The sequence below is a fragment of the Aurantiacibacter sp. MUD61 genome, from assembly GCF_027912455.1.
Classification (GTDB): Bacteria; Pseudomonadota; Alphaproteobacteria; order Sphingomonadales; family Sphingomonadaceae; genus Alteraurantiacibacter.
The window spans coordinates 2018334-2043916 of record NZ_CP115446.1 but is presented as its reverse complement, the minus strand read 5'-3'; the positions used below and the strand labels follow the sequence as shown (position 1 = coordinate 2043916).

The 25583-nt window shown below is 61.0% G+C and carries 25 protein-coding genes; 15 read left to right on the top strand and 10 right to left on the bottom strand.

Going from position 1 to position 25583, the window contains the following annotated elements:
- Positions 1-99: 99 nt before the first annotated feature.
- Positions 100-2397, bottom strand: coding sequence for a DNA topoisomerase IV subunit A (gene parC / locus O2N64_RS09760; protein WP_271077420.1), 2298 nt, complete (start codon positions 2395-2397; stop codon positions 100-102).
- Between the two features lie 104 nt (positions 2398-2501).
- Between parC and O2N64_RS09755 the strand changes: the two genes are divergently transcribed.
- The 5 genes from O2N64_RS09755 to O2N64_RS09735 all read left to right on the top strand — a co-directional run bounded on the left by O2N64_RS09755 (position 2502) and on the right by O2N64_RS09735 (position 9187).
- A complete protein-coding gene (locus O2N64_RS09755) occupies positions 2502-3059 on the top strand; it encodes a type 1 glutamine amidotransferase domain-containing protein (RefSeq protein ID WP_271077419.1) in 558 nt (185 codons plus the stop codon).
- 366 nt (positions 3060-3425) lie between these two features.
- Positions 3426-5042, top strand: coding sequence for an autotransporter domain-containing protein (locus O2N64_RS09750; RefSeq protein ID WP_333781581.1), 1617 nt, complete (start codon positions 3426-3428; stop codon positions 5040-5042).
- A gap of 327 nt (positions 5043-5369) precedes the next feature.
- A complete protein-coding gene (locus O2N64_RS09745; protein WP_271077418.1) occupies positions 5370-6191 on the top strand; it encodes a DUF4349 domain-containing protein in 822 nt (273 codons plus the stop codon).
- A gap of 119 nt (positions 6192-6310) precedes the next feature.
- The gene (locus O2N64_RS09740) at positions 6311-7291 is read left to right on the top strand and encodes a DUF4349 domain-containing protein (protein WP_271077417.1); all 981 of its coding nucleotides are present in this window, start codon (positions 6311-6313) and stop codon (positions 7289-7291) included.
- 189 nt (positions 7292-7480) lie between these two features.
- Positions 7481-9187: a mechanosensitive ion channel family protein gene (locus O2N64_RS09735; RefSeq protein ID WP_271077416.1), complete on the top strand. Its 1707-nt coding sequence runs from the start codon at positions 7481-7483 to the stop codon at positions 9185-9187.
- A 27-nt stretch (positions 9188-9214) separates the two neighbouring features.
- Here O2N64_RS09735 and O2N64_RS09730 read toward each other — a convergent pair whose 3' ends face one another.
- The 4 genes from O2N64_RS09730 to O2N64_RS09715 all read right to left on the bottom strand — a co-directional run bounded on the left by O2N64_RS09730 (position 9215) and on the right by O2N64_RS09715 (position 12621).
- Entirely contained in the window at positions 9215-10003 is a 789-nt protein-coding gene (locus O2N64_RS09730; protein WP_271077415.1) for an ion transporter, read from the bottom strand.
- Positions 10004-10018: 15 nt separating this feature from the next.
- Positions 10019-10348: a 2Fe-2S iron-sulfur cluster-binding protein gene (locus tag O2N64_RS09725; RefSeq protein WP_271077414.1), complete on the bottom strand. Its 330-nt coding sequence runs from the start codon at positions 10346-10348 to the stop codon at positions 10019-10021.
- Positions 10345-11415: a cysteine desulfurase family protein gene (locus tag O2N64_RS09720; RefSeq protein ID WP_271077413.1), complete on the bottom strand. Its 1071-nt coding sequence runs from the start codon at positions 11413-11415 to the stop codon at positions 10345-10347. Before O2N64_RS09720 ends, O2N64_RS09725 begins: the two co-directional genes overlap by 4 nt.
- A gap of 141 nt (positions 11416-11556) precedes the next feature.
- Positions 11557-12621, bottom strand: coding sequence for a cysteine desulfurase family protein (locus O2N64_RS09715; RefSeq protein ID WP_271077412.1), 1065 nt, complete (start codon positions 12619-12621; stop codon positions 11557-11559).
- Between the two features lie 117 nt (positions 12622-12738).
- On the opposite strand from O2N64_RS09715, the gene O2N64_RS09710 reads away from it, so the two are divergent.
- Positions 12739-13395 carry an alpha/beta hydrolase gene (locus O2N64_RS09710; RefSeq protein ID WP_271077411.1) on the top strand — a complete coding sequence of 219 codons (657 nt, stop codon included), beginning with the start codon at positions 12739-12741 and terminating at the stop codon, positions 13393-13395.
- 189 nt (positions 13396-13584) lie between these two features.
- Positions 13585-14274, top strand: a complete 690-nt coding sequence (locus tag O2N64_RS09705; RefSeq protein ID WP_271077410.1) for an energy transducer TonB — start codon at positions 13585-13587, stop codon at positions 14272-14274.
- A 56-nt stretch (positions 14275-14330) separates the two neighbouring features.
- Here O2N64_RS09705 and O2N64_RS09700 read toward each other — a convergent pair whose 3' ends face one another.
- Entirely contained in the window at positions 14331-14537 is a 207-nt protein-coding gene (locus O2N64_RS09700; protein ID WP_271077409.1) for a hypothetical protein, read from the bottom strand.
- Between the two features lie 62 nt (positions 14538-14599).
- On the opposite strand from O2N64_RS09700, the gene O2N64_RS09695 reads away from it, so the two are divergent.
- Positions 14600-16459 (top strand): DUF885 domain-containing protein, encoded by a 1860-nt coding sequence (locus O2N64_RS09695; protein WP_271077408.1) that lies wholly within the window; start codon positions 14600-14602, stop codon positions 16457-16459.
- A gap of 8 nt (positions 16460-16467) precedes the next feature.
- Here the strand turns inward: O2N64_RS09695 and O2N64_RS09690 are convergent, their stop codons facing one another.
- The 4 genes from O2N64_RS09690 to O2N64_RS09675 all read right to left on the bottom strand — a co-directional run bounded on the left by O2N64_RS09690 (position 16468) and on the right by O2N64_RS09675 (position 19989).
- Positions 16468-17364 (bottom strand): glutaminyl-peptide cyclotransferase, encoded by an 897-nt coding sequence (locus tag O2N64_RS09690; RefSeq protein ID WP_271077407.1) that lies wholly within the window; start codon positions 17362-17364, stop codon positions 16468-16470.
- A gap of 42 nt (positions 17365-17406) precedes the next feature.
- Positions 17407-17910 carry a DUF937 domain-containing protein gene (locus O2N64_RS09685; protein WP_271077406.1) on the bottom strand — a complete coding sequence of 168 codons (504 nt, stop codon included), beginning with the start codon at positions 17908-17910 and terminating at the stop codon, positions 17407-17409.
- A 3-nt stretch (positions 17911-17913) separates the two neighbouring features.
- A complete protein-coding gene (locus tag O2N64_RS09680; RefSeq protein ID WP_271077405.1) occupies positions 17914-18234 on the bottom strand; it encodes a hypothetical protein in 321 nt (106 codons plus the stop codon).
- Positions 18235-18381: 147 nt separating this feature from the next.
- Positions 18382-19989, bottom strand: a complete 1608-nt coding sequence (locus tag O2N64_RS09675) for a phosphoenolpyruvate carboxykinase (RefSeq protein ID WP_271077404.1) — start codon at positions 19987-19989, stop codon at positions 18382-18384.
- A 238-nt stretch (positions 19990-20227) separates the two neighbouring features.
- Between O2N64_RS09675 and O2N64_RS09670 the strand changes: the two genes are divergently transcribed.
- From O2N64_RS09670 to O2N64_RS09640, 7 genes are read left to right on the top strand one after another with little or no spacing between them, the layout of a single operon-like run.
- Positions 20228-21025 carry a response regulator transcription factor gene (locus O2N64_RS09670; protein WP_271077403.1) on the top strand — a complete coding sequence of 266 codons (798 nt, stop codon included), beginning with the start codon at positions 20228-20230 and terminating at the stop codon, positions 21023-21025.
- 2 nt (positions 21026-21027) lie between these two features.
- Positions 21028-22584 carry a sensor histidine kinase gene (locus O2N64_RS09665; RefSeq protein WP_271077402.1) on the top strand — a complete coding sequence of 519 codons (1557 nt, stop codon included), beginning with the start codon at positions 21028-21030 and terminating at the stop codon, positions 22582-22584.
- A gap of 19 nt (positions 22585-22603) precedes the next feature.
- Positions 22604-23035 (top strand): HPr kinase/phosphorylase, encoded by a 432-nt coding sequence (locus tag O2N64_RS09660; protein ID WP_271077401.1) that lies wholly within the window; start codon positions 22604-22606, stop codon positions 23033-23035.
- A 45-nt stretch (positions 23036-23080) separates the two neighbouring features.
- Complete coding sequence (rapZ, locus tag O2N64_RS09655; protein WP_271077400.1) at positions 23081-23989, top strand: RNase adapter RapZ; 909 nt, start codon at positions 23081-23083, stop codon at positions 23987-23989.
- 55 nt (positions 23990-24044) lie between these two features.
- Positions 24045-24449: a PTS sugar transporter subunit IIA gene (locus tag O2N64_RS09650; protein ID WP_271077399.1), complete on the top strand. Its 405-nt coding sequence runs from the start codon at positions 24045-24047 to the stop codon at positions 24447-24449.
- A gap of 15 nt (positions 24450-24464) precedes the next feature.
- Complete coding sequence (locus O2N64_RS09645) at positions 24465-24740, top strand: HPr family phosphocarrier protein (protein ID WP_271077398.1); 276 nt, start codon at positions 24465-24467, stop codon at positions 24738-24740.
- A 34-nt stretch (positions 24741-24774) separates the two neighbouring features.
- Positions 24775-25575, top strand: coding sequence for a TrmH family RNA methyltransferase (locus O2N64_RS09640; protein WP_271077397.1), 801 nt, complete (start codon positions 24775-24777; stop codon positions 25573-25575).
- The last annotated feature ends 8 nt before the right edge of the window (positions 25576-25583 follow it).

Genomic DNA, 25583 nt, shown 5'->3' with positions numbered 1-25583 from the left:
GCCGAGGGCAAGGCCGAACGGCCGCCCGCAGCGGGCGCAGCTTGTCTGCGCATCTAGCGAGGACGCTCACGCGGAGGCGTGAGCGAAAAACAAACATTCCTAAAACCTATTCGTTTTAGGAAATCCCTGCGGCGGTAACCTGCCAGCGGCGCCGCGCGCGACTTTCCACATGCCAATCTCGTTTTCGGTGCGAGTGCGACCGGTGTCGCCGCCCATGGCCCAGCTTAGCCCCTCTTCCAAAGTGAAGGTCGTCGCATCGGAGAGGCCTCCGTCGCGGTAGCGCTGGAGCATGACGCCCTGCCCGCGGCTCATCACCGGCATTTCTTCGAGCGCAAAGACCACCAGCTTGCGATTCTCACCCACCACGGCAACATGATCGTGCTCGGCCGCGATTGGGCGAGCGACCGTCAGGACGGCATCGCCTTTGAGGTTTACCACCTGTCGACCTTTACGCGTTTCGGCGAGCAGTTCGTCCGTCACTGCGACAAAGCCTTTGCCCAGCGTGCTGGCGAGCAGGACCTGCTTGTCCTTCTCATGCACGATGACCGCGATGATCTTGGCCGAGGCCTCGATATCGAGCGTGTTGCGCAGCGGTTCGCCGAAGCCGCGCGCACCGGGCAGCTTGTCCGCGCCCAGTGTGAAGAAGCGTCCGTCATCGCAGGCGAGCAGCACGCGGTCGGTCGTCTGGCAATGGACGGCAAAGGCCGGACCATCGCCTTCCTTATACTTGAAATCGCCCGCACCATCCTTGCCGAAATCGACATGGCCCTTCGCGCCGCGCACCCAGCCCTTCTGGCTGAGAATGACAGTGACAGGCTCTTTCTCGATCATGGCGTTCGGATCGAATTCGACCGCAGGCGCCTCATCGGTGATGGTCGTGCGGCGGGCACCCAAGGCGGTGTCCGGTGCATATTCCTTGCGCAGCGCGGCCATGTCTTTCTTTAGGCGCGTTTTCTGGCGAGCGGGACTGTCGAGCAGCTTTTGTAGCTCCTCCTGTTCCTTGAGCAGCTCGTCCTTTTCGGTCCGCAGCGCCATTTCTTCCAGCTTGCGCAGACTGCGCAGCCGCATGTTGAGGATCGCTTCGGCCTGTCGATCGGTCAGCTTGAACTCGGCCATCAGCTCGGCCTTGGGATCATCCTCGTAACGGATGATTTCGATCACCCGGTCGAGGTTGAGGAAGGCAATGATGTAGCCTTCGAGCAGTTCAAGTCGATCGGCAATCTTGTCCAGACGGTGCTGCGTGCGCTTTTGCAGGATCTCGATCTGGTGGACGATCCAGTTCGACAGGAATTCCTTCAGTCCCATCACCATCGGCGTGCGCGTGTGATCGAGCACGTTCATGTTGAGGCCGAAACGCGTTTCCAGATCGGTGAGCTTGTAGACGCTTTCCTTCAGCAGGTCGGGATCGACATTGCGGCTGCGCGGGACAAGCACGATACGGATGTTTTCGTCGCTTTCGTCGCGCACATCGTCGAGGATCGGCAGCTTCTTATCGGCAATCGCCTGCGCGATCTGCTCGATGAGCTTGCCCTTGGGCACCTGATAGGGAATTTCCGAGATGACGAGCTGGTATCCGCCGCCCTTCTGGCGCTCGATCCCGGCATCGCGATCTTCTGCATTATCCGCTTCTGCGGCGTGGAAACGCCCGCGCACCCGGAAACTACCACGACCGGTTTCATAAGCCTTGGAGATCGCATCCGGCCCGTCCACGATCAGGCCGCCGGTGGCAAAGTCCGGGCCGTGGAACACGCCCATCAGCTCTTCGTGCGTGACGTCCTTGTTAAACAGGACCAGCTCTGCCGCATCGAGAATCTCGGCAACATTATGGCTGGGAATATTGGTGGCCATGCCCACCGCGATCCCGCTCGCGCCGTTGGCGAGGAGATTGGGGAACAGGCCGGGCATGAGCTCCGGTTCCTGCTCTTCGCCATTGTAGGTCGGGACGAATTCGACGGTGCCTTCATCCAGCCCCGCCATCAGCTGCATCGCGGTGCGCGTCAGACGAGCCTCGGTGTAACGATAGGCGGCGGCATTATCCCCGTCGATATTGCCGAAGTTGCCCTGTCCCTCCACCAGCGGATAGCGCAGCGTCCAGTCCTGCGCGAGGCGGACCATCGCATCGTAAACCGCGACATCGCCATGCGGGTGATACTTGCCGATGACATCGCCAACGACGCGGGCGCTCTTCTTGAAGGCGTTGTCCGGAGACAGGCGCAGCTGCCGCATCGTCCAGAGCAGGCGGCGGTGAACCGGCTTCAGACCATCGCGCAAATCGGGCAGCGAACGCGCGGTAATCGTGGATAGCGCATAGACAAGATAGCGCTCTGACAGCGCGCTTTCGAACGGTTCGCGCGTGATGCCTTTTTCAGAATCGGGATTGTCGTCAATTTCGGACATACGATCCGCCCTATCACCGCCTCAGCTCATCGGACAGCGCGGAACGAAGGCGTTTCCCCAGTCGTTACATATTCAAACGCAAACACGCGAAAGGAACACATCAGATGAGCCAACGTATTATGATCCTCGCCACCAACGGTTTCGAGCAGTCGGAACTGGAAGAACCCAAATCACGCCTTGAAAAGGCAGGTTACGAAACGGTCGTCGTCAGCCCCGAAGACGGGCAGATCCGCGGCTTTTCCGACGGTGAGTGGGGCGATCCGGTCGATGTAGACCTGACACTGGACGAAGCAACGACCGACACATTCGACGCACTCGTGCTGCCAGGCGGCCAGATCAACCCCGATATTTTGCGCATGAATGACAAGGCCGTAAAGCTGGTCCGTGATTTCGCTACAGAGAACAAGCCGATCGCCGCAATTTGCCACGCACCGTGGATGCTGATCGAAGCAGGACTTGTGGATGGCAAGACCGTCACCAGCTGGCCGAGCGTTCGCACCGACCTCAAGAACGCAGGCGGTAACGTCGTCGATCAGGAAGCTGCCGTCGATGGTAACTTGATCACCAGCCGTAATCCGGACGATATTCCGGCATTCACGGCAGAGCTGGTCAAGCAGCTTGAAGCGCAGCTGGCGAATGAAAAGTCGCTCGAAGATGCCTGAGCAAAGGTAGAACAAACCGTTTTTCAACGGTGATTCAAGGGCTTCGCGGTCAGAACGATCGCGGGGCCCTTATCATGTCGGCCCCCGGCCATGACAATTTGGTAGCCAAAAACGACTTTTCTCTTGCCGCTAGCGGTTAAATACCGCAGATTTGAATTCCCGTTTTTAACGCGGTTTGTCAAAGGTATATAAAATACCATCGGGAGGAAAAATGAAGAAAATCGTGTCGCGCGTGGCGCTGGCTGCAGCGCTTGCTCTCAGCCCCGGCCTGGCCACGCAGGCAGCCGCACAGGAAGAGGCCGGCGCCAATCCTGAACGCGTTATCGTGTTCGGAGACAGTCTTTCGGACGGTGGCTATTACCTGCAATTCTTCCCCCTTCCCCGGGCGAAGGCAGCTTCACCACTAACCCCGATCCGGTCGCGCCTGAGGTACTCGCCGCGCTGCTCGGCTACGATCTCGATCCGGTCTACACCACGGGCGGGACGAATTACGGGATTGGCGGCGCGCGCGTCGCTCTGCCGAACGCCCTTTCGCCGCTGGCAATTCCTGTGGCGACACAGATCGACAATTTTCTGGCAGCTGGCGGCACCTTCGGCCCGAACGATGTCGTATACATCCAGGGTGGCGGCAATGATTACTTCAACTTCCTGACCGGCGGCGGCACCGATCCCAGCATCCTGACCGATGCGGCCAATGCGCTGGCCGACCAGGTTCGGCGACTGGAAGATGCAGGCGCGCAGCGCATCGTGACACTCGCCATCCAGTCCGACAGCCCCGGGCTCGACCTCTTCAACGACACGTACAAGGCTGCGTTGGCTGCGAACGGATCCAACGTGCTGTTTTTCGACACCGCGCTGCTGTTCAATGAAATCGTCGCCAGCCCCGCCACCTATGGCATCAACAACATCACCGATACCGCCTGCACCGGCTCCTCACTGTCATGCGGGCCGGAAGATTTTGTCGAGCCCAATGCCAACCGGACTTATCTGCTGGCAGACGATGTCCACCCCGCAGGCATCACGCAGGAAATTCAGGGTCAGGCGATGGCCAGCCTGTTTTCCGGTTTCACCCTACCCGGCGTGATCGCCCGCGAAGGGCAGCGCGCGATCCGTAATCAGCGGGTGCAATATGAAGGTGCGCAGCGAAACGGCATGAACCCCAATGGCGGCATCTCCTTCTTCGGACAGGCCGCCTATGACCGGATTGACGAAAACGGCGCCGGCAGCCTGCAGCAGGATGCGGTGAGCGGTAGCATCGGCGTGGCTTACGATACGCCTGCGGGTCTCGGTCTCGGCGTGGTCGCTGGCTACCGCAGCGGTGATGGCAGAATTGCGGGGCGCGGCGATTTTGCCAACCTGGACAGCGACACATGGACGCTCAGCGGATATGCGCGCGCGGCATTCGGCCCGGTTCGCGCCATGGCAGATGTCACCTACGGCCAGGGAGATGTTGAGCTGGAACGCGTGATCCCTCTCGGCCCGGCATTGCGCCGTCAGACCAGCGAGACAGATACAGACCTGCTCGGTGTGCGCGGTGCCATCGGCTTCGACCTCGTGAATGCACCTGTGCGCATCGGCCCGGAAATCGGCGTTGCTTATGAGCGTGTGGAAGTCGACGGCTTCACCGAAGATGGCGGCTTCTCCACATCGCTTGCGATGGACGGACTGGAGTATGAAAGCCTGACCGGTCGTGCCGGTCTGGTGGCTTCTGCCCCGCTCGCGTCGGGAACCGGTTTCTTCGCGCGGCTGAGCTATGTCCGCGAGTTTCAGGATGATCCGATCGCTTTCACCGTCACGCCGACGGGAGCGCCTGTCTCCTACAGCTCCAGCTATGCCTATGGCGACCGCGATTATGGCGAGGTCGCAGCGGGCATAACGGGCACCATCGGCCCCGTGTCGATCCGCGCCGGGGCAGCGGCCGAATTCGCGCGCGAAGATCGTCAGGCGTTGAGCGCCTATGCGGGGATAGTCCTGCCCTTCTGATCGAATTGCTTCGTTCACCAGAGCCCCGTCGCCAGATCGAATGGCGGCGGGGCTTTTTCGTGCGCGCTCTGGAACTGCTCCAAGACCCCGCGCTCAATACCAATAAAAACTCGACAAAGCAGATACTTACGCCATCCCTTCCGCTTAGGCGGAAATGCACGGAACGTGTTGCCGCTTGCCTTTTGCCACAAACTGCCTCAATTATGGCCAAATTATGGCAAAAAGGAGGCCAAAATGAGACGGAGAGGTTTTTATCTAGGTATTCCAGCAAGTTGCCTTGCCCTAGCGGCATGCAGTCAGGATGCAGATTACGCCGAAACGGCGGAAATGGGCGAGTCGTATGAAGACGCTTCCGCCACCGAAAGCGTCTTCGCCGATAGCGAAGCGAGCGCCGAAGTAGCGGCAGAGGACAGCGTCGATTCCGCGATCCAGGCGCGCCCGGATATCCCGGTGAACCTTCCGCGCATGGCGTATGTCTATGACTACGGTTTCCGGCTGGAAGCTGAGGGGATTGCCGATCTCCAGGATCGCCATGCCGACATGTGCGAAGCCGCTGGCCCCTACACCTGCCAGATCGTGTCCCAGAGCCAGTCCGGCTATACGGACGATGATTATGCAACCGGCCGACTGGAACTCGCCGTGGTCGCCGATCAGGCGCGCGCGTTTGGCGCACGGCTGGGCGGCGCCGCAGAAACCGCTGGCGGCGAGCAGGTGTCCTCCGCAATCACCGGCGAAGACCTCACCCGCAACATGGTCGATACCGAAGCCCGGCTGCGCAGCCGCATCCTGCTACGCGACCGGATGATGGAAGTGCTGCGCACCCGCAATGGCAGCGTGGAAGAGCTTGTTGAAGCCGAACGCTCGGTCGCGCAGATCAATGAGGAGATCGACCGGGCGCGCAGCTGGCTGGAGGAAATGCGCCAGCGCGTCGCCTACACCCGCATCAACATCACCTATTCCAGCGCAACTGCACCCAGCAGCGATTTCCTCTCGCCGGTTGCCTCAGCCGTTGGCGCCATCGGGACGATCCTCGGCTATATGCTCGCTCTGGCGATCCTGCTGGCGACTGTAGCCATTCCGATCGGCGGTGTTGTCTACGCCGCGCGGCTGGCCAAGCGCAGATTGCAGAGCGAAGCGATCGAGGCGTAACGGTTTGAAGCCGCTGCGTTTCTTTTGCGCAGCGGCCTCAACCTCCTTGCAAATGCCAAGGCATTCCCGCCTTGACGCTGCACCGCCGCTCCAGCATGTTTCCGCGCGAGGGGAAACACATGAGAATACACCTATTTCTTCCTGCCGCTGCCCTGCTTCTTGCTGCCGGGTGCGCAGAAGAACGCTCTGCCCGCCAGCAAGTGGAAGAGATGGAGTGGGACAATTATTCCGAAGAGGCTCCGCAGACAGAATTCGGCTTTGCGCAGGCGATGGAGGAACCCGTCCTGATCGGATCGGGCGCGGATGCCGCACGCACCGCAGCGGAACAAGCTGCGAGATCCACAATCGGCGAAGATACGCAGTCTGCGCCAGACACTCAGATTGCCTATTCCTATTCCTGGGGTTTTCAGGTCAGCGCCGAAGAACTCCCTGTGCTGCAGGAACGGCACCGCGCGCTGTGCTCGTCTTTCGAGGAAGGATGCCGGGTCATCTCGCTGTCGCAATCGGGAAATGGCGATTACGCCTATGGCCGGGTGCGTATGCAGGTCGTCGCAGATCGGGCGGAGGAATTCGGCGAGGCGCTTACCGCTGCCGGAGACGATCTCGATGCCGAACAGATATCCTTTGCCATTTCAGGCGAGGACCTGACCGACGATATTACCGATACTGAAGCGCGGCTTGAAGCACGCACGGAACTCCGCGATCGGCTCATGGGAGTGCTGCGCAATCGCCAGGGTTCGGTGAACGATCTTGTTCAGGCCGAACGTGGTGTTGCAGAGGTAAACGAAGAGATCGATGCAGCCGCATCGCGGCTCCAGAATATGCGCAATCGCGTCGCCTATTCGAGCGTCTCGATCGAGTATGATCCGCAGCTTGGCGAATACAATGTCGGCTTCTGGGCTCCGATCGCCAATGCCTTTGGGGCGATATCCACCACCCTTGGCGTCACTATCGCTGCGCTGATCTACGTCGCCGTGGCCCTGATACCGATTACCGCGTTTATCCTTGGCTTACGGTGGCTGTGGCGACGCACGCGGCGATGGAGAGAGGCTCGAAAGTCCGTCTCCAATGAACGCTCTTCTGAAGCAACGCAGGCATAGAGGCGGCAGGACGATAATGCACTGCAATTCGGGCTCATGATCTGAAACAGCGAGCAGAGCGAAAGGTGTAGTTCTCCGACGGTTCGGAATAGCCTCGTCACACAACTCGACAGGCCGTTCGATTGGCGGCGTCGCGGCTTTTTCCCTGCGAATGCGGACCTTTGGCTATGTCCATGCATTGGCCAGAATATGACTGCTTCCCGATATCCCGTCTTCGTCCGCGGCGCATTTTTCGCTCTTGCCGCCATTCTTGTCTTTTTCCTCGGTATCCTTTCGCCGGTTGCGGCGCAGGAAGAGCGCTCTGTCGCGCAAGGATCAGAGCCTTACGTGTTCCAGGTCGAGCAACTCGAAAACGGCGGCAGCACATCGTCACTCGATCTCGAAACGCCGCGGGGCATGGTGGAGAGCTTCATGGCTGCAGGCGAGGAGCGGCGGTGGAACGACGCCTCCGCCGCGCTTGATTTCACCGATGTGCCCGATGCGGACCGGCAGGAAATCACAGCACAGCTTTATGATCTCATGCATCGTTCGGTGCAGATCGATTGGGCCGGGCTGTCGGACAGGCCCGATGCCGTAGATACGCAGTCCAGTTCCGAAAATCCGATGGCAGGTGAGCCACGCCGATCTATCGCGATCGCAAGCCTTTCCACCGACGGACGCCCCTACTCCATCCGCATCGCGCGGGTGCAGGCTCCCGGCGCAGAACCGGTCTGGGTATTCAGTCGGCAGAGCGTAGCCAGTGTGAGCGGTCTTTACGAGACCTATGGACCGACACGATTTGAAGAGGCGCTTCCCGCGGCCCTCCGCCAACAGGCGTTCTGGACGCTCGCCTGGTGGGAAATCATCGCCCTGCCGCTGATCCTCCTTGCCGCCGCGCTCGCCGCTGCGCTCACTTACAAGGCGATCGACCGGTGGCGTTCACAGCTGGATGAGGAATCCAAGCTCTATGGGGTACTCGAGGCCATCCACCTGCCTGCGACGTTACTGGCGTTCGCCGGAACTTTCGCTCTGGTGCGCGCAACATTTTTCCGGCTCTCCGGCCCGGTTCGCGACGTGCTCGACCCGCTGCAGCTGATCCTGATCATCGCGGCCCTAATCGGGATCATGCTCTCCGTTATCGAAGCCCTGTTCGATTTTGCGACCAATCGCAGGACCGAAAAGCTCGAAGCGCCCGAAAACAATCCGGATCGCAATTTCTACACGAAAATGAGCGCCATTCGCCGGATCGTCACCGCGATCATCCTGCTGGCAGGGGCGGGCTTCGTGCTGGTAGCGAGCAATATTTCCGACACGCTCGGCTTTTCGATCATGGCGTCTGCAGGCGTTCTCGGCCTCGTCCTTGTTTTTGCCGCGCGCAAAGTGCTGGGCGACATCATGTCGAGCGTTCAGATCGCGTTCGCACAGACCGCACGCATCGGCGATGCCGTCTATTTCGACGGCCAGTGGTGTTACGTCGAGAAAATCGGCTTCACCCATTTACGCCTGCGCACTTGGGACGAGCGCCGCGTAATCGCGCCGGTCAGCGCCTTTACCAGCGAAAGTTTCGAGAACTGGACGAAACAGGATCCGAGCCTGATGGTCCATGTCGAACTGGAACTGGATAACCGCGCCGATATCGAAGCCCTGCGGCCGGTTTTCTGCGATTTTGTCGAGAATGATGAAGACGTGATCGATCCGGAAGATGCCGTCGTCGAAGTGATATCGCAGAATGCCAAAGCCATGATCGTTCGCTTCATGGCGCGCGCTTCAGACCCGAAATGCGGCTGGGACATGCACTGCCGGATGCGTGAATTCATGCTGGCAAAGATCTCTGAGATGGACGCAGCAGCGGGCCATGAACCCGTGCCCGCCTATCTCTCGCGCGAACGCGAAGTGCGAATGGACGAGGCGAGGTAGCGGGGCACGAGCCAAGAGCGGCTCGATCTAGCTAAGGGGAGTGCGATTTGCGTCCATGTCCTTTCGCATTCCGGCAAGCTCGTCCTTCAGGCCCCGCAATTCGCCGAGGATCATCTCGCGCTCGCTGTGCGCTTCTTCATCGGTCGCCTCGCTCATAGCGTTGACGATCACACCGATGAAGAGGTTGAGGACGATGAAGCTGGTGAGCAGGATAAAGGGCACGAAGAAGGCCCAGGCGTAAGGGTAGACTTCCATCACCGGGCGCACGATGCCCATGCTCCAGCTTTCCAGCGTCATGATCTGGAACAGCGAATAGAGCGAAAGGCCGAGGTCGCCGAACCAGTCCGGGAAAGCTTCGCCGAACAGCTTGGTCGCCATCACCGCGCTGATGTAGAACAGCAGCAGCAGCATCACGATGACCGTGCCGATACTGGGGATCGCGCGGAACAGTCCGGCGATGACCTTGCGCATACTCGGTACGACGGACACGAGCCGTAATGCACGCAGGATGCGCAACGCACGCAGGACGGAGAATTCGGCAGAGGCCGGAAACAGCGCCGCGCCTACGATCACCAGGTCGAAGATATTCCAGCCATTCTTGAAGAAGGCGAAGCGATAAGCGAACATCTTGAGCGCCAGTTCCACCACGAAGATGGCGAGCGCGATCCGGTCCAGGATAGAGACGATATCGCCGAACCGGCTCATGATCGCGGGCGAAGTTTCCAGTCCCAGCCCGATCGCATTGATCACGATGACCGCGATGATGAATTTCTCGAACCAGCTGGAAGAAACCAGCCGCTTTACCCCCTCGCGCACGGCGACATTCCTTCCCTAAAAGCCCTGCGCATTCACGCTGTCATCGGGGATTTGGATGGTCAGCCCGTCCAGTTCCTCGGTCAGCACGATCTGGCAGGACAGGCGGCTGGTGGCCTGCACATCGGAGGCGAGATCGAGCATGTCCTCTTCTTCCTCCACCGCCTCGGGCAATTTGCCGAACCAATCGCGCGCCACGATGACATGGCAGGTCGAACAGGCCATCTGGCCTTCGCAGGTTCCTTCGAGCGGCATGCCCGCCGCCTGCCCGACTTCGAGGAGCCGGTCGCCAGCCGAAGCTTCCGCCTGGACCTTGTCGCCGTCGCGGGTGATGAATGTCACTTTCACTGGGCGTTCGCCGCATCGAGAATTTGCTGCACACCATCCTCCAGCTCGCTGCGCGTCGTATAGCGGCCCCAGCCGATGCGGATAGAGGATTTCGCCTGTTCATCGGAGAGGCCAATGGCTTTCAGCACATGGCTGGGCTTGCCCGATCCGCTGGCGCATGCCGAGCCTGCGGAAAACATCACATTGCGGCAATCGCTCATCAAGCGGCTCACATCGAGGCCCTTGCGCCGGATGTTCAGATTGCTGTGCAGCCGCGTGTCTTCATCGCCATTGAGCGCCCAATTGTCCTGGAACATGTCGCGGGCCACTTGCCAGAGTTCCTCGGCATGCTCGGCATCCTGTTCCATCCGGTCCTTTGCCTCGGCAGCCGCTGCCCCGAAGCCTGCGACCAGAGCGGTAGACAGCGTTCCCGAGCGCACCCCTTCTTGCAGCCCGCCGGTGATCTGCGGATCGAGTTCCAACCCGTTTCGCACCCAAAGCGCGCCGATGCCTTTCGGCCCGTAAATCTTGTGAGCCGAAATGGCGATCATATCCGCGCCGGTGACTTCCATCTTGCCGTAGCTTTGCACCGCATCGCACAGGAAAAGCGCGTTTTCTGACCTAGCCTTGCGGTGCCATTCGACCGTCGGCTGGATCGTGCCGATTTCATTGTTCACCTGCATCACGCAGACCAGCTTGGTGCCTTGAGGCACATCCTGATTGGTGTTGCACTGGCCATTGGCGGCGACATTCAGGACGTGACGTTTGCCAAGCGCTCTCGCTGTGTCCCACACGGCTGCGTGCTCGATAGCGCTGACCGAAATCGGTCCGTCACCCGGTGCGCCGCGCATAGCCAGATTGATCGCCTCGCACGCACTGCCGGTGAAATGGACGGTTCCGCCCGGTGGCAGCAGGCCAGCCACCTGCTCGCGCGCCAGCTCGATCGCAGCCGCCGCCTGCCGTCCCATGCGGTGCGGCGAATGCGGATTGGCAAAGCCCGACCCATCAGGCCCGTCCAGCCATTGCAGCATCGCATCGCGCGCTTCGGGCGCCAGCGGCGTCGTCGCCTGGTTGTCAAGATAGATCATGTGAAGCCCCTTAATACCCTCTCCCCGTCATTGCGACCCCGGACCTGATCCGTCGGATGCAATCCAGTCCCGATGTCCACGACATTCTTTGTGCTGGGAGCTGGATTGCCACGTCGCCTGGCGGCTCCTCGCAATGACGATCTAGGACAGGCTCTTCCACGCTTCCGCAAAGGCATCGAGCTCCTCTGGCGTGGTGTTCCAGCCTAGAGAAACGCGGATTGTGCGGCTCGCGGTATCGTCATCCACACCGAAGGCATCGAGCACACGGCTCTTCTTGAGCGTGCCCGAAGAACAGGCGCTGCCTGCCGAAACGGCAAAACCCATCGCATCGAGGCGAATAAGGAGCGCCTGCGCGGACATGGTGGGATGCTCAAGTGCAAGAATGTGATGCGCATGACTTTGCCCGGTGGCAGGCTGCTGCTCTTCGTACCTCTCCCCAAACCGGCTGATATGAGAGAAATCCAAATTCGGCCAGGGATCTGCCTCCAAAGCTGCTGCCATTCCTAGCGCAGCAGGCATATTCTCCGTCCCACGCCGATAGCCGCGCTCATGCCCACCGGACGGTGTGAGCATATTGAATTCTTTGACTAGCAATGCGCCAATCCCGATTGGACCGCCAAATTTGTGAGCGCCCACAATGACCATGTCCGCCTCTTTCGGAATCTCCATCTTGCCCGCACTTTGCGCACAATCGACGAGAAGGAGACCGCCGGAACCGTGAACCACCTCGGCAACTTGCGCGATGTTTTGCATTGTGCCCGTTTCGGAGTTGACGTGTTGAACCGCAATGAGTGACCGGTTCTCGACCACCTCGCCTGCAATGGCGGATGGTCCGGCCTCTTGTGCCACGGACGTCAAGTTGACTTGGCCATCATTCCCTACCGGAATTTCGGCAACGGCGCGCTCTTTCACGAAGCCGTGGATAGCGTCATGCTCAATCGCGCTCACCGCCTCGTGCATCACATCAGCATTATCGAAAGCGATCCGCGCTGCCTCACTCGCGCCGCTGGTAAAAATCAGCTCGCCATCCCAGCCAAGTGCGGCCTTGCACCGTTCGCGGGCATCCTCCAGCGCGGCCTTGGCTTTGCGCCCTTCCGCATGGGGCGAAGACGGGTTTGCCCAGATGGCAAAACCCTCTTCCATGGCGGCCCTGGCTTCGGGGCGGAGCGGACTGGTGGCGGCGTGGTCCAGATAGATGCGGCTCATATACGGACGCACCCTTCGAGAATGATTGCGAATTCGCGCATAATGCCTATATAGCCGCCCACTTGCGCAGCGCCAGTGCGCGCGCTTCAACCATTCTTGCGAAGGCCCAACCCGCCCATGCCGCACGTCATTTTTCCCGGCCCCGAAGGCCGTCTTGAAGGTCGTTTCTCTCCCGGTCCGCGCCCGCGCGCGCCCGTCGCCATGATCCTGCACCCGCATTCGCAGGGCGGCGGCACCATGAATGACCGGATTGTGCAGCGGCTGTACAAGACTTTCGTCAACCGTGGTTTCGCCACGCTCCGTTTCAACTTCCGCGGTGTCGGCCGCAGTCAGGGCAGTTTTGACAATGGCATTGGCGAGCTTTCCGATGCCGCAAGCGCGCTCGACTGGGTGCAGCAGATCCACCCGGAAGCGCAGGTGACCTGGGTTGCCGGTGTGAGCTTTGGCGCGCTGATCGGCATGCAGCTGCTGATGCGTCGCCCGGAAATCCGCGGCTTCATCTCGATTGCGCCGCCGGCGAACATGTATGATTTCAGCTTCCTTGCGCCCTGCCCCGCTTCGGGCATTTTTGTGCAGGGCACGGCAGACACGGTGGTGCAGCCGCAGGCCGTGCAGAAGCTCGTCGACAAGCTCCGTACGCAGAAGCACATCACCATCCACCACGATGAGATTCCGCGCGCCAATCACTTCTTCGAGAACGAGCAGGAAGAGCTGATGAAGTCGGTCGACAATTACCTCGACTTCCGCCTCGATCCGAGCTGCCCGATCACCTGATCGTCTCGCCAATCACGGCGTAGAAACCAAGCGCGCTCCTGCCAAGGCGGGAGCGCGTTTTGCTTTGCGTGCGGCATGCGTTGCCCGCCCTAGTCTGCCCGCGCGATTGCAGCCAATGTGGCATGGCCTTGACTTCTCTCTTTTTTTGTGACGTTATAGTATAACATGACTCAGGAAGAGGAGAGCCTCATGTCTTATGCAAACGCAACCGTTTCCCCGGCAGAGCGCGCAAAAGCCGCCGCCTCGGTAATTGGTATCCACGCCCTGATCGGGTTCGGTCTTGTCGCCGGTCTCGCTGTCACGACGGCGATCGTCGATAAGGATGACGGCGTGGAAGGGGTGCTCATCCCGATCGATCCGCCACCACCCCCGCCGACGCCTGAGCCGGTACCGACAGATGCGGTGGTGCCCAGCACTCCGCCGGCAGCCCCCATGCCGCCGATCGAGATCCCCTCCAACAACCCGGTTCAGGTGACGGAGCCGGACTTCACATTGCCGCCGATCACCACGCGCGTTCCGGTCGATCCGCCGGTCAGAGCCCCGGTTGTGGCGGAGTCCCCGCCGCCACCGCCGCCTGCATTCACGCCCGCAGCTCCGGTGCCGCGCAACAATATGAGCAGCTGGATCACCGCGAATGATTATTCGGGGCGCGATCTGCGGCGTGGGAATGAGGGGACGGCGCGCTACCGTCTCGTCATCGGCAGCGATGGCCGCGTCGATGCCTGCGAAATCACTTCGAGCACTGGTCACAGCTCGCTCGACCGTTCGACCTGCAGCCTGATCGAGCGCCGCGCGCGCTTCAATCCGGCGACCAATAATCGCGGCGAGGAAGTGGTGGGCACCTACACAGGCGTCGTGACCTGGCAGATCCCGGAATAGGCTCTCTCCAACGGCCTACCCGAAGCTCCGCGAACGGGTCGTCCGGACCGACAGGCCTAATCGCCGGAGCTGGCGGCGGCATCCGCAAGGGTGTCGCCGCTTGCCGTCGGGATCAACCAGATCGCCACATTCGCCACCATCACTCCGGCCAGCAGCAGCATCAGCATGCCCTGCTTGCGATTGCCCCGGCGCAGCAAGGCTACGGCTCCTGCCACCAGCGCGACGGCTGCCAAAACGATGACGGACATGACGATATCGAACATGGGCTTTCCCTAGCCTTTGCTATGGCTTGACGGAAGCACTTGCTTGCGCGACCAATTGCCCCATGAAAAATCCCATCGACGCTTCGCTTTCCCGCCGCCAGTTCATAGGGGCGCTGGGCGCTTCCACTGCCCTCACCGTGCTTCCCGGATGTGCCACTGGCACGATTGCCGGGACCACTCCCGCAGCTGGAGAGGCCGCCGGGCAGGCACTGCTCGACGATTTTGCATGGAACCTGCTGCGCCACGAGCCTTTGCGGGCCAGCAGCCTTGGCGTCGATACTGGTGAGCACGCTGCGCTGCGTAGCCAGTTGGGTGATGCCTCGCAAGCTGGGCAAAATGCGAAGGCGGCGACGCTTGCCGCCGATCTGGAACGTGCCCGTGCCTTCCCGAAAGGCGGGCTCGATCCGGCGACACGCACCAGCTTCGAAGTCGTCGAGAGCGCCTATGAAACCGCGCTGGAGGGCCTCGCACTTCCCTATGGCGATATTCCCGTAGGCAGCTGGCGCACCGCGCCCTATCCGGTGATCCAGAATGTCGGTGCCTATATCGACCTTCCCCGTGCGCTCGATAGCGACCATCCGATCCGCGACGAGGCCGATGCGGAAGCCTATATCGCGCGGCTCGAAGAATATCCGGGCGTGCTTCAAGGTGAGCTCGAGCGGATGCAGGCGGGCCGCGAAATGGGCGTTGTGCCGCCCGACTTCCTGCTCGACCGCGCGCTCGATCAAATGCAGCGCCAGCTGACAGACGCGATGCAGGGGGGCTCTCTGGTCGAATCCCTCGTCCGCCGGACGGCTGAGGAAGGGATCGCCGGAAGCTGGCAGGACCGCGCCAATGCCATCGTTACGACCGATGTCGCCGCAGCGCTGGAACGCCAGCTCGCCGAATTGCGCCTCCAGCGCGGCATGGCGGGCAGCGCGCCGGGCATGGATGCGCAGCCGGAGGGCGACGAGTGGTATCGCTGGAGCCTCAAATCCAGCACCACCACCAATATGTCGCCTGCAGAAATCCATCAGCTGGGCATGGATACCCTGGCAGACATCCATTCCGAAATGGACCCGATCCTCCGCGATCTTGGCTATACCGAGGGCAACCCCGGTCAGCGTATGATCCAACTATCGCAGGATGACCGCTTCAAATTTGCAGAGGGCGATGCCGGCCGCGCGGAAATCATCAGCTTCCTTGAAGACCGCATCGAATGGATCCGCGGTGAAATGCCGCGCGCCTTTGCCCGCGTTGTCGACCCCGCGGTACAGGTGAAGCGCATTCCGCCCAATGAGGAACTGGGTGCTCCCACAGCCTATGGCGGCGCACCTGCCGTCGACGGCTCGCGCCCCGGCACCTTCTGGATCAATCTGCGCGATACCGATCTGCACCGCACATATGATCTGGTCACTCTCACCCATCATGAAGCCATTCCCGGCCATGTGTGGGAAGGCGAATATTCGAACCAGCTACCGCTGATCCGTGCGATCCTCGCCTTCAACGCATTCAGCGAAGGCTGGGCGCTTTATGCCGAGCAATTGGGCGACGAGATGGGCGCTTACAGCGACAATCCGGCTTGGCGGCTGGGCTATCATCAGGCAGCGGCTTACCGCGCGATCCGGCTGGTCGTGGACACGGGCCTGCATGCGCAGGGTTGGGGTCGCCAGCAGGCGATCGACTATTTCCATACCAATAGCGGCGTGGGCGTGGCCGAAACGACCAATGAGATCGACCGCTATTGCAGCTGGCCGGGTCAGGCGACCGGTTACATGGTCGGCAAGCTAGAAATCCTGCGCCAACGCGAAATGGCGCGCGCGGCTCTTGGCGGAGCCTATGACTTGCGCGATTTCAACATGGCAGTGGTCGAAGGCGGCAACGCACCGCTCGATGTGCTTGCTGCCAATGTGGAGCGCTATGTGCGGAGCGCAGGCAGCTAAAGCCGGTGTTACGGGAGCGCGATTTCGCCGTCCTCACTTTCGGCAATAACTTCGCCGATTTGCGATAGCGGAACCAGCCTGATTTCGAACAGGCTCGGCCATAATTTGCCGGTCACGAACAGGCGATCGTTGTCCTCATCGTAGGCGATGCCGTTCAGGACAGCGCCCTGCTCTGACATGGTGATGCGATCGGTGATTTCGCGCAGATTTGCCCATTGCACGACTTGTCCGGTCTCCGGGTCGATGCCGGCGATGTAGCGCGTGAACCAGACATTCGCCCAGATCAGCCCGCCCATCACTTCCAGCTCGTTGATATCTTCCAGGGGCTCGCCGAAAAACTCCACGTCCAATTCGCGTTCGACCGCGAAGGTCTCGGCATTGACGAAGCGCAGGGTAGAAGAGCCATCGGAAAAGACGAGCTGATCACCCAGCGTCGTCAGGCCCCAGAATTCGTAAGGGAAGCCATCCGTGCTTTCTATCAGTGACAGATCGGCGATGTTCCAGCGGTGGACGATGCCATGCGTCCAGGTCAGGCTGACAAGCTGATCGTTCCAAGCGGTCAGCCCTTCGCCAAATTGGTCGGCCGGAATGTCGCTCGCCGCAAGGACGTTGCCGGTCTCGAGATCGACCTTGCGGACTTGCGACGTGCCGAGCCGCCCGGTGCTCTCATACAAATACCCGTCGTGCCACAGCAGGCCCTGCGTAAATGCGGCGGCATCGTGCGGATATTCGGCGACCACCTCAATGCCCAACTCGATCGGATCCGCAGGCACGGCCTGTTCTGCGACCGCGGCGGGAGTGGCAGCAACGGGTTCGGTCTGCGCAGCCAGCGGCGCACAGGCCCCCATGGCGAAAGCTGCCACCAGCGCTGCGGGAGCGGACACATGCTTGAACCAGTTTGTCATAGCCGCCCCTTCGCACGGTCCGACTGTCTGCCGGATGAAGCCCTATCGCCGGGCGAGACCGCCGACGATCGAACCGAGGATGCCGCCAAGCCCGCCACTCTGGGAAGCGGGAGCGCCTTCGCTCGCCTGCCGGGTCATATATCCGACGACCGCCATCGCGAGGATGGGAAGCATGCGTTTCAGCAGACCTTCATCGAGCCCGGTGACCGCCGCGACTTCGCCTGCCACCGACCGGCTCACATCTTTCGAACCGAAGATGTTGCCGAGAATGTCGTTACCCGGCTGCGTTGGCGTAGGCTGCTGGCCCAGCACCATGTCGAGTAGGCCGCCCCCTCCACCAGAACCGCCCAGCACAGCTCCTGCCAGACCGCCCAATCCTCCGAGCGGATCGGAGCCGCCGCCCGAAGTCGAGCTGCGCCCCATCCCGGCGACGATTGCGGGCAATAGCGCGCCGGCGCCAGCACGCGCGGTTTGTTCATCGATATTGAGTTCACGCGCCATGCTATCGATGACGCCGGTCTGCTGCAGGATCTGTGCAAGGCTCATGGCTTAGTTCTTCCCGAACAGTTTGCCCGCCATGCCGGCAACATCGTTCAGCGGATTGCCATCGTGATCCTTGTCCAGCATCTGCATGAAGCCGTTGAGCGATCCTTCACCACCGACATGCTCCATAACCTGGCTCAAAATCCCCTTGTCGATGCCGCTCTTGTCGGCAGCAACATCCACCGTGTCGCCTTCGGCCTGATGGCCTTCGGTGAGCGCGGCGATGGCCTTTTCTGCGGTTTCCTGATCGATGCCCAGCTTGTCCGCCATGTTTTTAACCGTCGGGTGGTTGTGGGCCATGTTCTTGATCTGGTCGAAAATGCTCATCGTACTCTCTCCTGTGCAATTGCGTATCCGAAAACAGAACAAGGCTAGCGGATGAAAGTTGCAAGAAAAAGGCCCCGTCCGGCATAAACCGAACGGGGCCCTCCTCTCCAACTGTAAAATTGTGTCGCGCCGCGTCTATGCAGGCCCCTATGCGTGTTGCGGAGCGGCCTGACGGACGCTCTCATCGACATGGGCTGCGAAGGGCTCGAAATTGTCGACGAAGAGCTGCACCAGCTTTTCGGCGGTGCGATCATATTCGTCCTTGTCGGTCCAGGTGCTGCGCGGATCGAGAATGCCCTGATCGATGCCCGCTTCCTCGAGAGCAGGCACGCTCACCGGCACTTCGAAGCCGAAATTCGCATCCTTGCGGTATTCGACATCGTCCATCTTGCCGTCGAGCGCAGCATTCAAAAGCGCGCGCGTCGCCTTGATGGGCATGCGATTGCCTACGCCGTATTTGCCGCCGGTCCAGCCGGTGTTGAGCAGCCAGCACTGCACACCGCCCTTGGCGATGCGCTCTTTCAGCAGATTGCCGTAGACGCTGGGATGACGCGGCATGAAAGGCGCGCCGAAGCACGTGCTGAAGGTTGCCTCAGGCTCGGTTACGCCGATTTCGGTGCCCGCCACTTTCGCGGTGTAGCCCGACAGGAAGTGATACATGGCCTGGTCGGGCGTCAGCCGCGCGATCGGAGGCAGCACACCGAAAGCATCGGCAGTCAGCATGATGACATTGCTTGGGACCGGTCCCAGATTTTCTTCCGAAGTGTTGGGAATGAAATCGATTGGGTATGCACCGCGGCTGTTTTCGGCGAGCGAGTTGTCATCAAAATCGAGCTCGCGCGTATCCGGGTCCATAACCACATTTTCCAGCACTGTGCCGAACATGCGTGTGGTGGCGAAGATTTCCGGCTCGGCCTCTTCGCACAGGCGGATCATCTTGGCATAGCAGCCGCCCTCGAAGTTGAAGACCGCCTGATCGCTCCAGCCATGCTCGTCATCGCCGATCAGCGTGCGGCTGGCATCGGCACTCAGCGTCGTTTTACCCGTACCGGACAGGCCGAAGAACACCGCCGTCTTGCCGTCTGGGCCGGTATTTGCCGAACAGTGCATCGGCATCACGCCCTTCACCGGCAGCAAATAGTTGAGAATGCCGAAAACGCTCTTCTTCATTTCGCCCGCATATTGCGTGCCGCCAATTAGGATCAGCTTTTCTGACAGGTTCACCGCAACCACAGTCTCGCTGCGAGTGCCGTGGCGGTCCGGATTGGCTTTGAAGCTCGGCAGGTCGATCACCGTGTATTCGGGCGTAAAACCGTCCAGTTCTTCTGCCGTGGGACGGCACAGCATCGTGCGAATGAACATGTTGTGCCAGGCGAATTCGTTGATCACGCGCACTTTGACGCGATGCTCCGGCTGGCTGCCGCCGAACAGATCGGCGACGTAAAGCGTGTCCTTTTCACCCAGCGCCGCCATGAAGTCTTCCTTTAGTTTGGCGAAATGCTCGGGGCTCATGCTGGCATTGTTATCCCACCATACGGTGTCCTCGGTCTCGCCATCGCGGACGATGAACTTGTCCTTCGCACTGCGGCCGGTGTGCTTGCCGGTTTCCACCACCAGCGGCCCCTGCTTGGCGAGGCGGCCTTCGCCATTGGCAATCGCATGCTCGACCAGAGCGGGCGTGCCGAGATTGGCGTGGATCGTGGCGGAAGTGGCTATGCCCTGTTGGGACAGCGGCACGGAAAGCGAAACGGACAAGTCTAAGCTCCTCAATATAGGGCGAATCCGGAAAGCTGCGCATTCGTATGCGTAAGCGGTTGAGGGTCCGCATAGGAGCCGAAAAGGCCTGCGTCAATTTACGCGGATGCCGATCACCCGGCATGTCCGCATTGTTATCGTTCACATATACGAAATCCGGGTTTTCCCATGCGTGCAGGCGCAAGAAAGTTGTCTATCGGCCAGCGAAAAGTTAGGCCCATCGCAAGAGAGGCACGCAATGACGCATCCAGATCAGGACAATGCAGAAACCCCACCCGTTGGCGAGGCTGCGCTAGGTGGCGACGCGCAAGGTGAAGCGAGCCAGCGGGTCATCGCTCTGGTGGATGATGATCGCAATATCCTGACCACGCTTTCCATCGCCCTGCAGGCAGAAGGTTATGCCACACGGGTATATTCGGATGGCGAAGCGGCGCTCGCGGCCTTGCAGAGCAATCCGCCTGATCTGGCCGTATTCGACATCAAGATGCCGCGCATGGACGGGATGGAATTGCTGCAGAAACTGCGCGCGACATCGGACCTGCCGGTGATCTTCCTCACCAGCAAGGATCAGGAAGCCGACGAAGAAGCTGGCCTCGCCATGGGCGCGGATGATTATATCGCCAAGCCGTTCAGCCAGCGACTGCTCCTCGCCCGCATTCGCACCATCCTGCGCCGTGCCGCTCCGCTGGAGCCTGCGAGCGAGGGCTCTACTACCACCGCGACACCAGAGAACGGCATGATGGTGCGCGGCCGATTGGTCATGGACCCGGCGCGCCACCAGGTGACGTGGCAGGGCGATCCCGTCAGCCTGACGGTGACTGAATTCCTGATCCTGGAAGCGCTCGCCCAGCGTCCTGGCGTCATCAAAAGCCGCAACCAGCTGATGGATGCCGCCTATCCTGACGATATCTTCGTCGATGATCGCACGGTCGATTCTCACATCAAGCGGCTGCGCCGGAAATTCCGCAAGGCAGACCCGGAGTTCGGCGCGATCGAAACGCTGTATGGCGCGGGATACAGCTTTTCCGATGGCTGATCATGGCTGATACCGATCAGGCATCTTCGCGTTTCGAACGGCTCGCCTTCCCGCTTGGCGTTTCGCTCACCACGCGCATTCTTATGGTGAACCTCATTCCGCTGCTGGTGCTGGCGGGAAGTCTGTTCTTTCTCGACTCCTACCGCCGCCAGTTGCTCGACGAACGCTTCAAGCTCGCCCGCATCGAAGCGCAGATCACGGCTGAGGCGCTGGCAGGGGCGACGGTGGAACGGCAAGAGGCGCTTCTCAGCCAGATCGGGCGCGAGCAGCGCATGCGGCTGCGCATGTACGATGCCTCGGGCGCGCTGGTTGCAGACAGCTTTGCGCTGGACGAGCCCAGCTTCACTTTTGACGACCCGGTCGCCGAACCATTCTTCGAAGATCTCGCCCGCTGGACCGACGATGCGGTCAATATCGTGGTGGGCGCGCCCTCCCCGCCAGCCTATGCAGAGCCTGCCGACACAATGGCAGACAGCTGGCCTGAACTCGCCCGTGTGCGGCAACAGGGCCTATCGCAGATCGAACTCCGCCGTGCGCCCGATGGCACGCCGGTGATCAACGCCGCCGCGCCGGTGGGTGTGAACGGCGCCAGCCTGCTCACCACGCGCAATGCCGTCGATATCACCCAGGCCGTGCGCGCGGCGCGCACCAGTCTCATGACGATCATCCTGCTGGCGCTGGTGGTCTCCACCATCCTCTCGCTCTACCTCGCGAACACAATCATCGAACCGCTTCGGCGGCTGGTGCAATCGACCCAGCGCGTGAGATTGGGCCGCGAGCGCGACATCGAAGTGCCGCGCATGCAGGAGCGTGGCGATGAAATCGGCCTGCTCGCCCGTGCCGTTTCCGATATGACCGCAACACTTCGCCAGCGGATCGATGCCGTGGAAACCTTCGCCGCCGATGTCGCGCATGAGATCAAGAACCCGCTCGCTTCCCTACGGAGCGCGACCGAAAGCCTGCGCAAGGTTGAGGATCCGGAGTTGCGAGCGCAGTTGGTCGATGTCGCCGCGCATGATGTGCGCCGCATCGATCGCCTCGTCACCGAAATTTCCGAAGCCAGCCGCATCGATGCAGAGCTGAGCCGCGCGACTTTCGAGCCGGTCGATTTGTGTGACCTCTTCGCGAATGTCGTCGCGCGCAAAAAGGATCGCGGCGAAGCGAGCGGCTGCTCGATTGAAATGCGCTGTCCCAGTGAGCGGGCGACCGTCATGGGCGTGCCCATCCGGCTGGAACGGATTGCCGAAAACCTGCTCGACAACGCCATATCCTTCTCGCCCGATGGTGGGCGCATCCTTGTGGAGATACGCCACAGCGAAGGCCGCGTGCAGGCCAGCGTGTGCGATGAAGGGCCGGGCATCCCCGAAAACGAACGAGAGAAAGTCTTCCGGCGCTTCCACTCGCACCGCCCCGATGCGGAGACTTTCGGCGATCACAGCGGGCTTGGGCTCGCCATCGGTCGCACTATTGCCGAGGCGCATGACGGATCGCTCAGCGTAGATGATGAGAGCGGCGAGCTCGGCGGCGCTCGCCTGATGCTCGAACTCCCTGCTGCCTGAAGGATGACGACACACGATCATGACTGATGTGATGGCCAATGTAAGCTGCATTTCGATGCGCGGGCGCGGCATGCTGATTACCGGAGAACCGGGCAGCGGAAAATCGAGCCTGGCACTCGCCCTCCTTGATCGCGGGGCGGAGCTCGTTGGCGATGACGGGGTCGTTCTGACCAAGGACAATGGCCGGATCGTCGCCTCGCCCCCGCCCAATACCGAAGGTCTGATCGAAATCCGTAATGTCGGCCTGCTGGAAGTGCCGACCACCAGCGCGCCCATTTCTATCGTGATCCATCTGACCGCTGAGGCCGAGCGACTGCCTTTGGGGACCAATGAGGCGCTGCTGCTGGGCGAGCCGGTGCCGCAGGTCGATCTCTATCCGGACACCCCCGCCCTGCCCTTGCGCGCCGAAGCTGCGCTCGAGATTTACGGGCAAATCCCCGATACCGCCTAAGGTTTAGTGTTCCCTTTTGCAGAATGAAGGCGCACATCGCACATCATGGCTGATCCTACCCGTCCCAAGCCGCAACGAATCCTGCTGGTCACCGGCATGCTGGGAGCCGGCAAATCCACCGCCCTTCGCGAGCTGGAGGACCTAGGCTGGGAGTCGATCGACAATTTCCCCATCCGCCTGCTCGATAGGCTGGTGGGCCATGACAATGAGCCGTTTTCGCTCGCTATCGGGTTTGACTGCCGTACACGCGGTTTCGTGCCGGAGGATGTCATCGAACAGGTCAAAGGTTGGCTTGAAGACGATGATATTCCGATCACCACGCTTTTCCTCGATTGCGCGGGCAATGAGCTGGAACGCCGCTTCAACGAGACACGGCGGCGCCATTTTCTGGCGCAGGATTTGCCGGTCGTATCCGGCATCGCGGCGGAGCGCGAACTGCTCGCACCGCTACGGCGCTGGGCCGATGTGCTGATCGACACGACCGATTTCACGGTCAACGATCTGAAGCAGACGATTCGCGATCAATTTGCGCAAACCGCGCCGACCGAAATGACGGTCACCGTCTCCAGCTTCGGCTTTGCGCGCGGCAAGCCGCCCACAGCCGATCTGGTGTTCGACATGCGCTATCTCGACAATCCACATTGGGAGCCGGGCCTGAAAGAGCAGACTGGGCTAGACAGCGATGTCGGCGATTTCATCGAGAAGAGCGCGGTTTTCGCCTCCACCTTCGACAAGATCAAATCGCTGCTGCTGGAACTCCTCCCGCGCTATGCCGAGCAAGGCAAGGCCTACGTCAACATCGCCTTCGGCTGTACCGGAGGGAGACACCGTAGCGTCTACACGGCTGAGAAAATGGCGCAGGTCTTGCGCGAGGGCGGCTTTTCGCCCACGGTCCTGCATCGCAATCTGGGGTCCCGCGCTGCGGAACTGGTAGAAGGCACGCAGCAATCGTGATGAGTGTGATGTTTCCGCAAATAAGCTGGTCGCCCCGTAAGAGCTTTAATCGTCGATGATCGGGATCATACTCGTGACGCACGGCCAGCTGGCCGATGAATTTGTTGCCGCCATGGAACATGTGGTGGGGCAGCAGGAAGGCGTCGCCACCATCTGCATCGGCCCCAATGACGATATGGAGCTGCGCCGTGCGGATATCGCCAAGGCTATCAAGACCGTCGATTCCGGAAAAGGCGCGATCCTGCTGACCGATCTGTTCGGCGGCACGCCCTCCAATCTCGCGATTTCGCTGCTGCAACCGGGCAAGACTGAAGTAATCGCCGGCATCAATCTGCCGATGCTGATCCGCCTCGCCGGTGCACGCAAGGAAATGCCTTTGGCGGCGGCAGCCGAAGCGGCGCGCGATGCGGGGCGCAATTACATTACGATGGCATCCGAGTTTCTCGGCCAGGATGCCTGAAAGGGGTTTTTGGGGTTGAGCGGCAACAGCAAGGAAGTCCTGATCGTCAACAAGCGCGGCCTGCACGCCCGTGCCAGCGCCAAATTCGTCGCCGCAGCGGCGGAGATGGAAGGCAGCACGGTCAAAGTTGCCAAGGATGGCAATGATGCGCTCGGCACCTCGATCCTCGGCCTGATGATGCTGGGCGCGGCCAAGGGCGATACCGTCGTTCTCTCCGTCGAGGGAGAAAATGCCGAAGCACGGCTCGCCGAGCTTGTCGAGCTGGTGGAAACCGGCTTCGGCGAAGACTGAATGGAGCGCCGCCCGCGCGGCGAGTAGAAGCGCCATGCGCAAGCACATCACCGGCTTTTCCAATGCCACCGTCAAATATCTGCGCAGCCTGCGCGAGAAGAAGCATCGCAAGCGCGAGGGCAAATTCCTCGCCGAAGGCCTGCGATTGCTCACCGATGCGCGCGAAAGCGGGCGTGTGCCCGAAGTGCTGGTGATGGCAGAGCGGCGCGATGACCATCCGCTGCTCAGCGCGCTGGAAAACGCCGTCGAAAGCGCCGGTGGGGAGGTGATCACCACCAGCCCCGACATTCTCGGCAAAATCACCGGTAAGGACAATCCGCAAAGCGTGGCCGGCGTCTTTGCCGAGTTCGATACGTCGCTGGGCGCACTGGACCGGACCAGCGCGAAAATCTGGCTGGTGGCGCAAGCGCTGCGCGACCCTGGCAATCTCGGCACGATGCTGCGTACAGGCGATGCAATCGGCGCAGGCGGCTTGATCCTGATCGACGATTGCGCCGATCCCTTCAGTGTGGAGGCCGTTCGCGCCAGCATGGGCGCCATATTCACACAAAACATCGCTCGCGCACCGTGGAGTGAATTCCACAACTGGCTGCGCGAAGGTGAAGGGCAACTGGTGGCCGCGTCATTGCGCGATGCCGTGCCCTATCGCGAAGCACCCTATGCTGCGCCGTGCTTTGTGATGGTGGGGAACGAGTCCCAAGGCCTGCCCGAAGCCTATGAAGCGGCCTGCGATCTGCGTGTCACCATGCCGATGAAGGGGCGCGCCGACAGCCTGAATGCTGCGGTGGCGGCAGCGGTGCTCGGCTACGAAGTGCTTGCGAGTCTTGATCGCTAGTTTGGCAG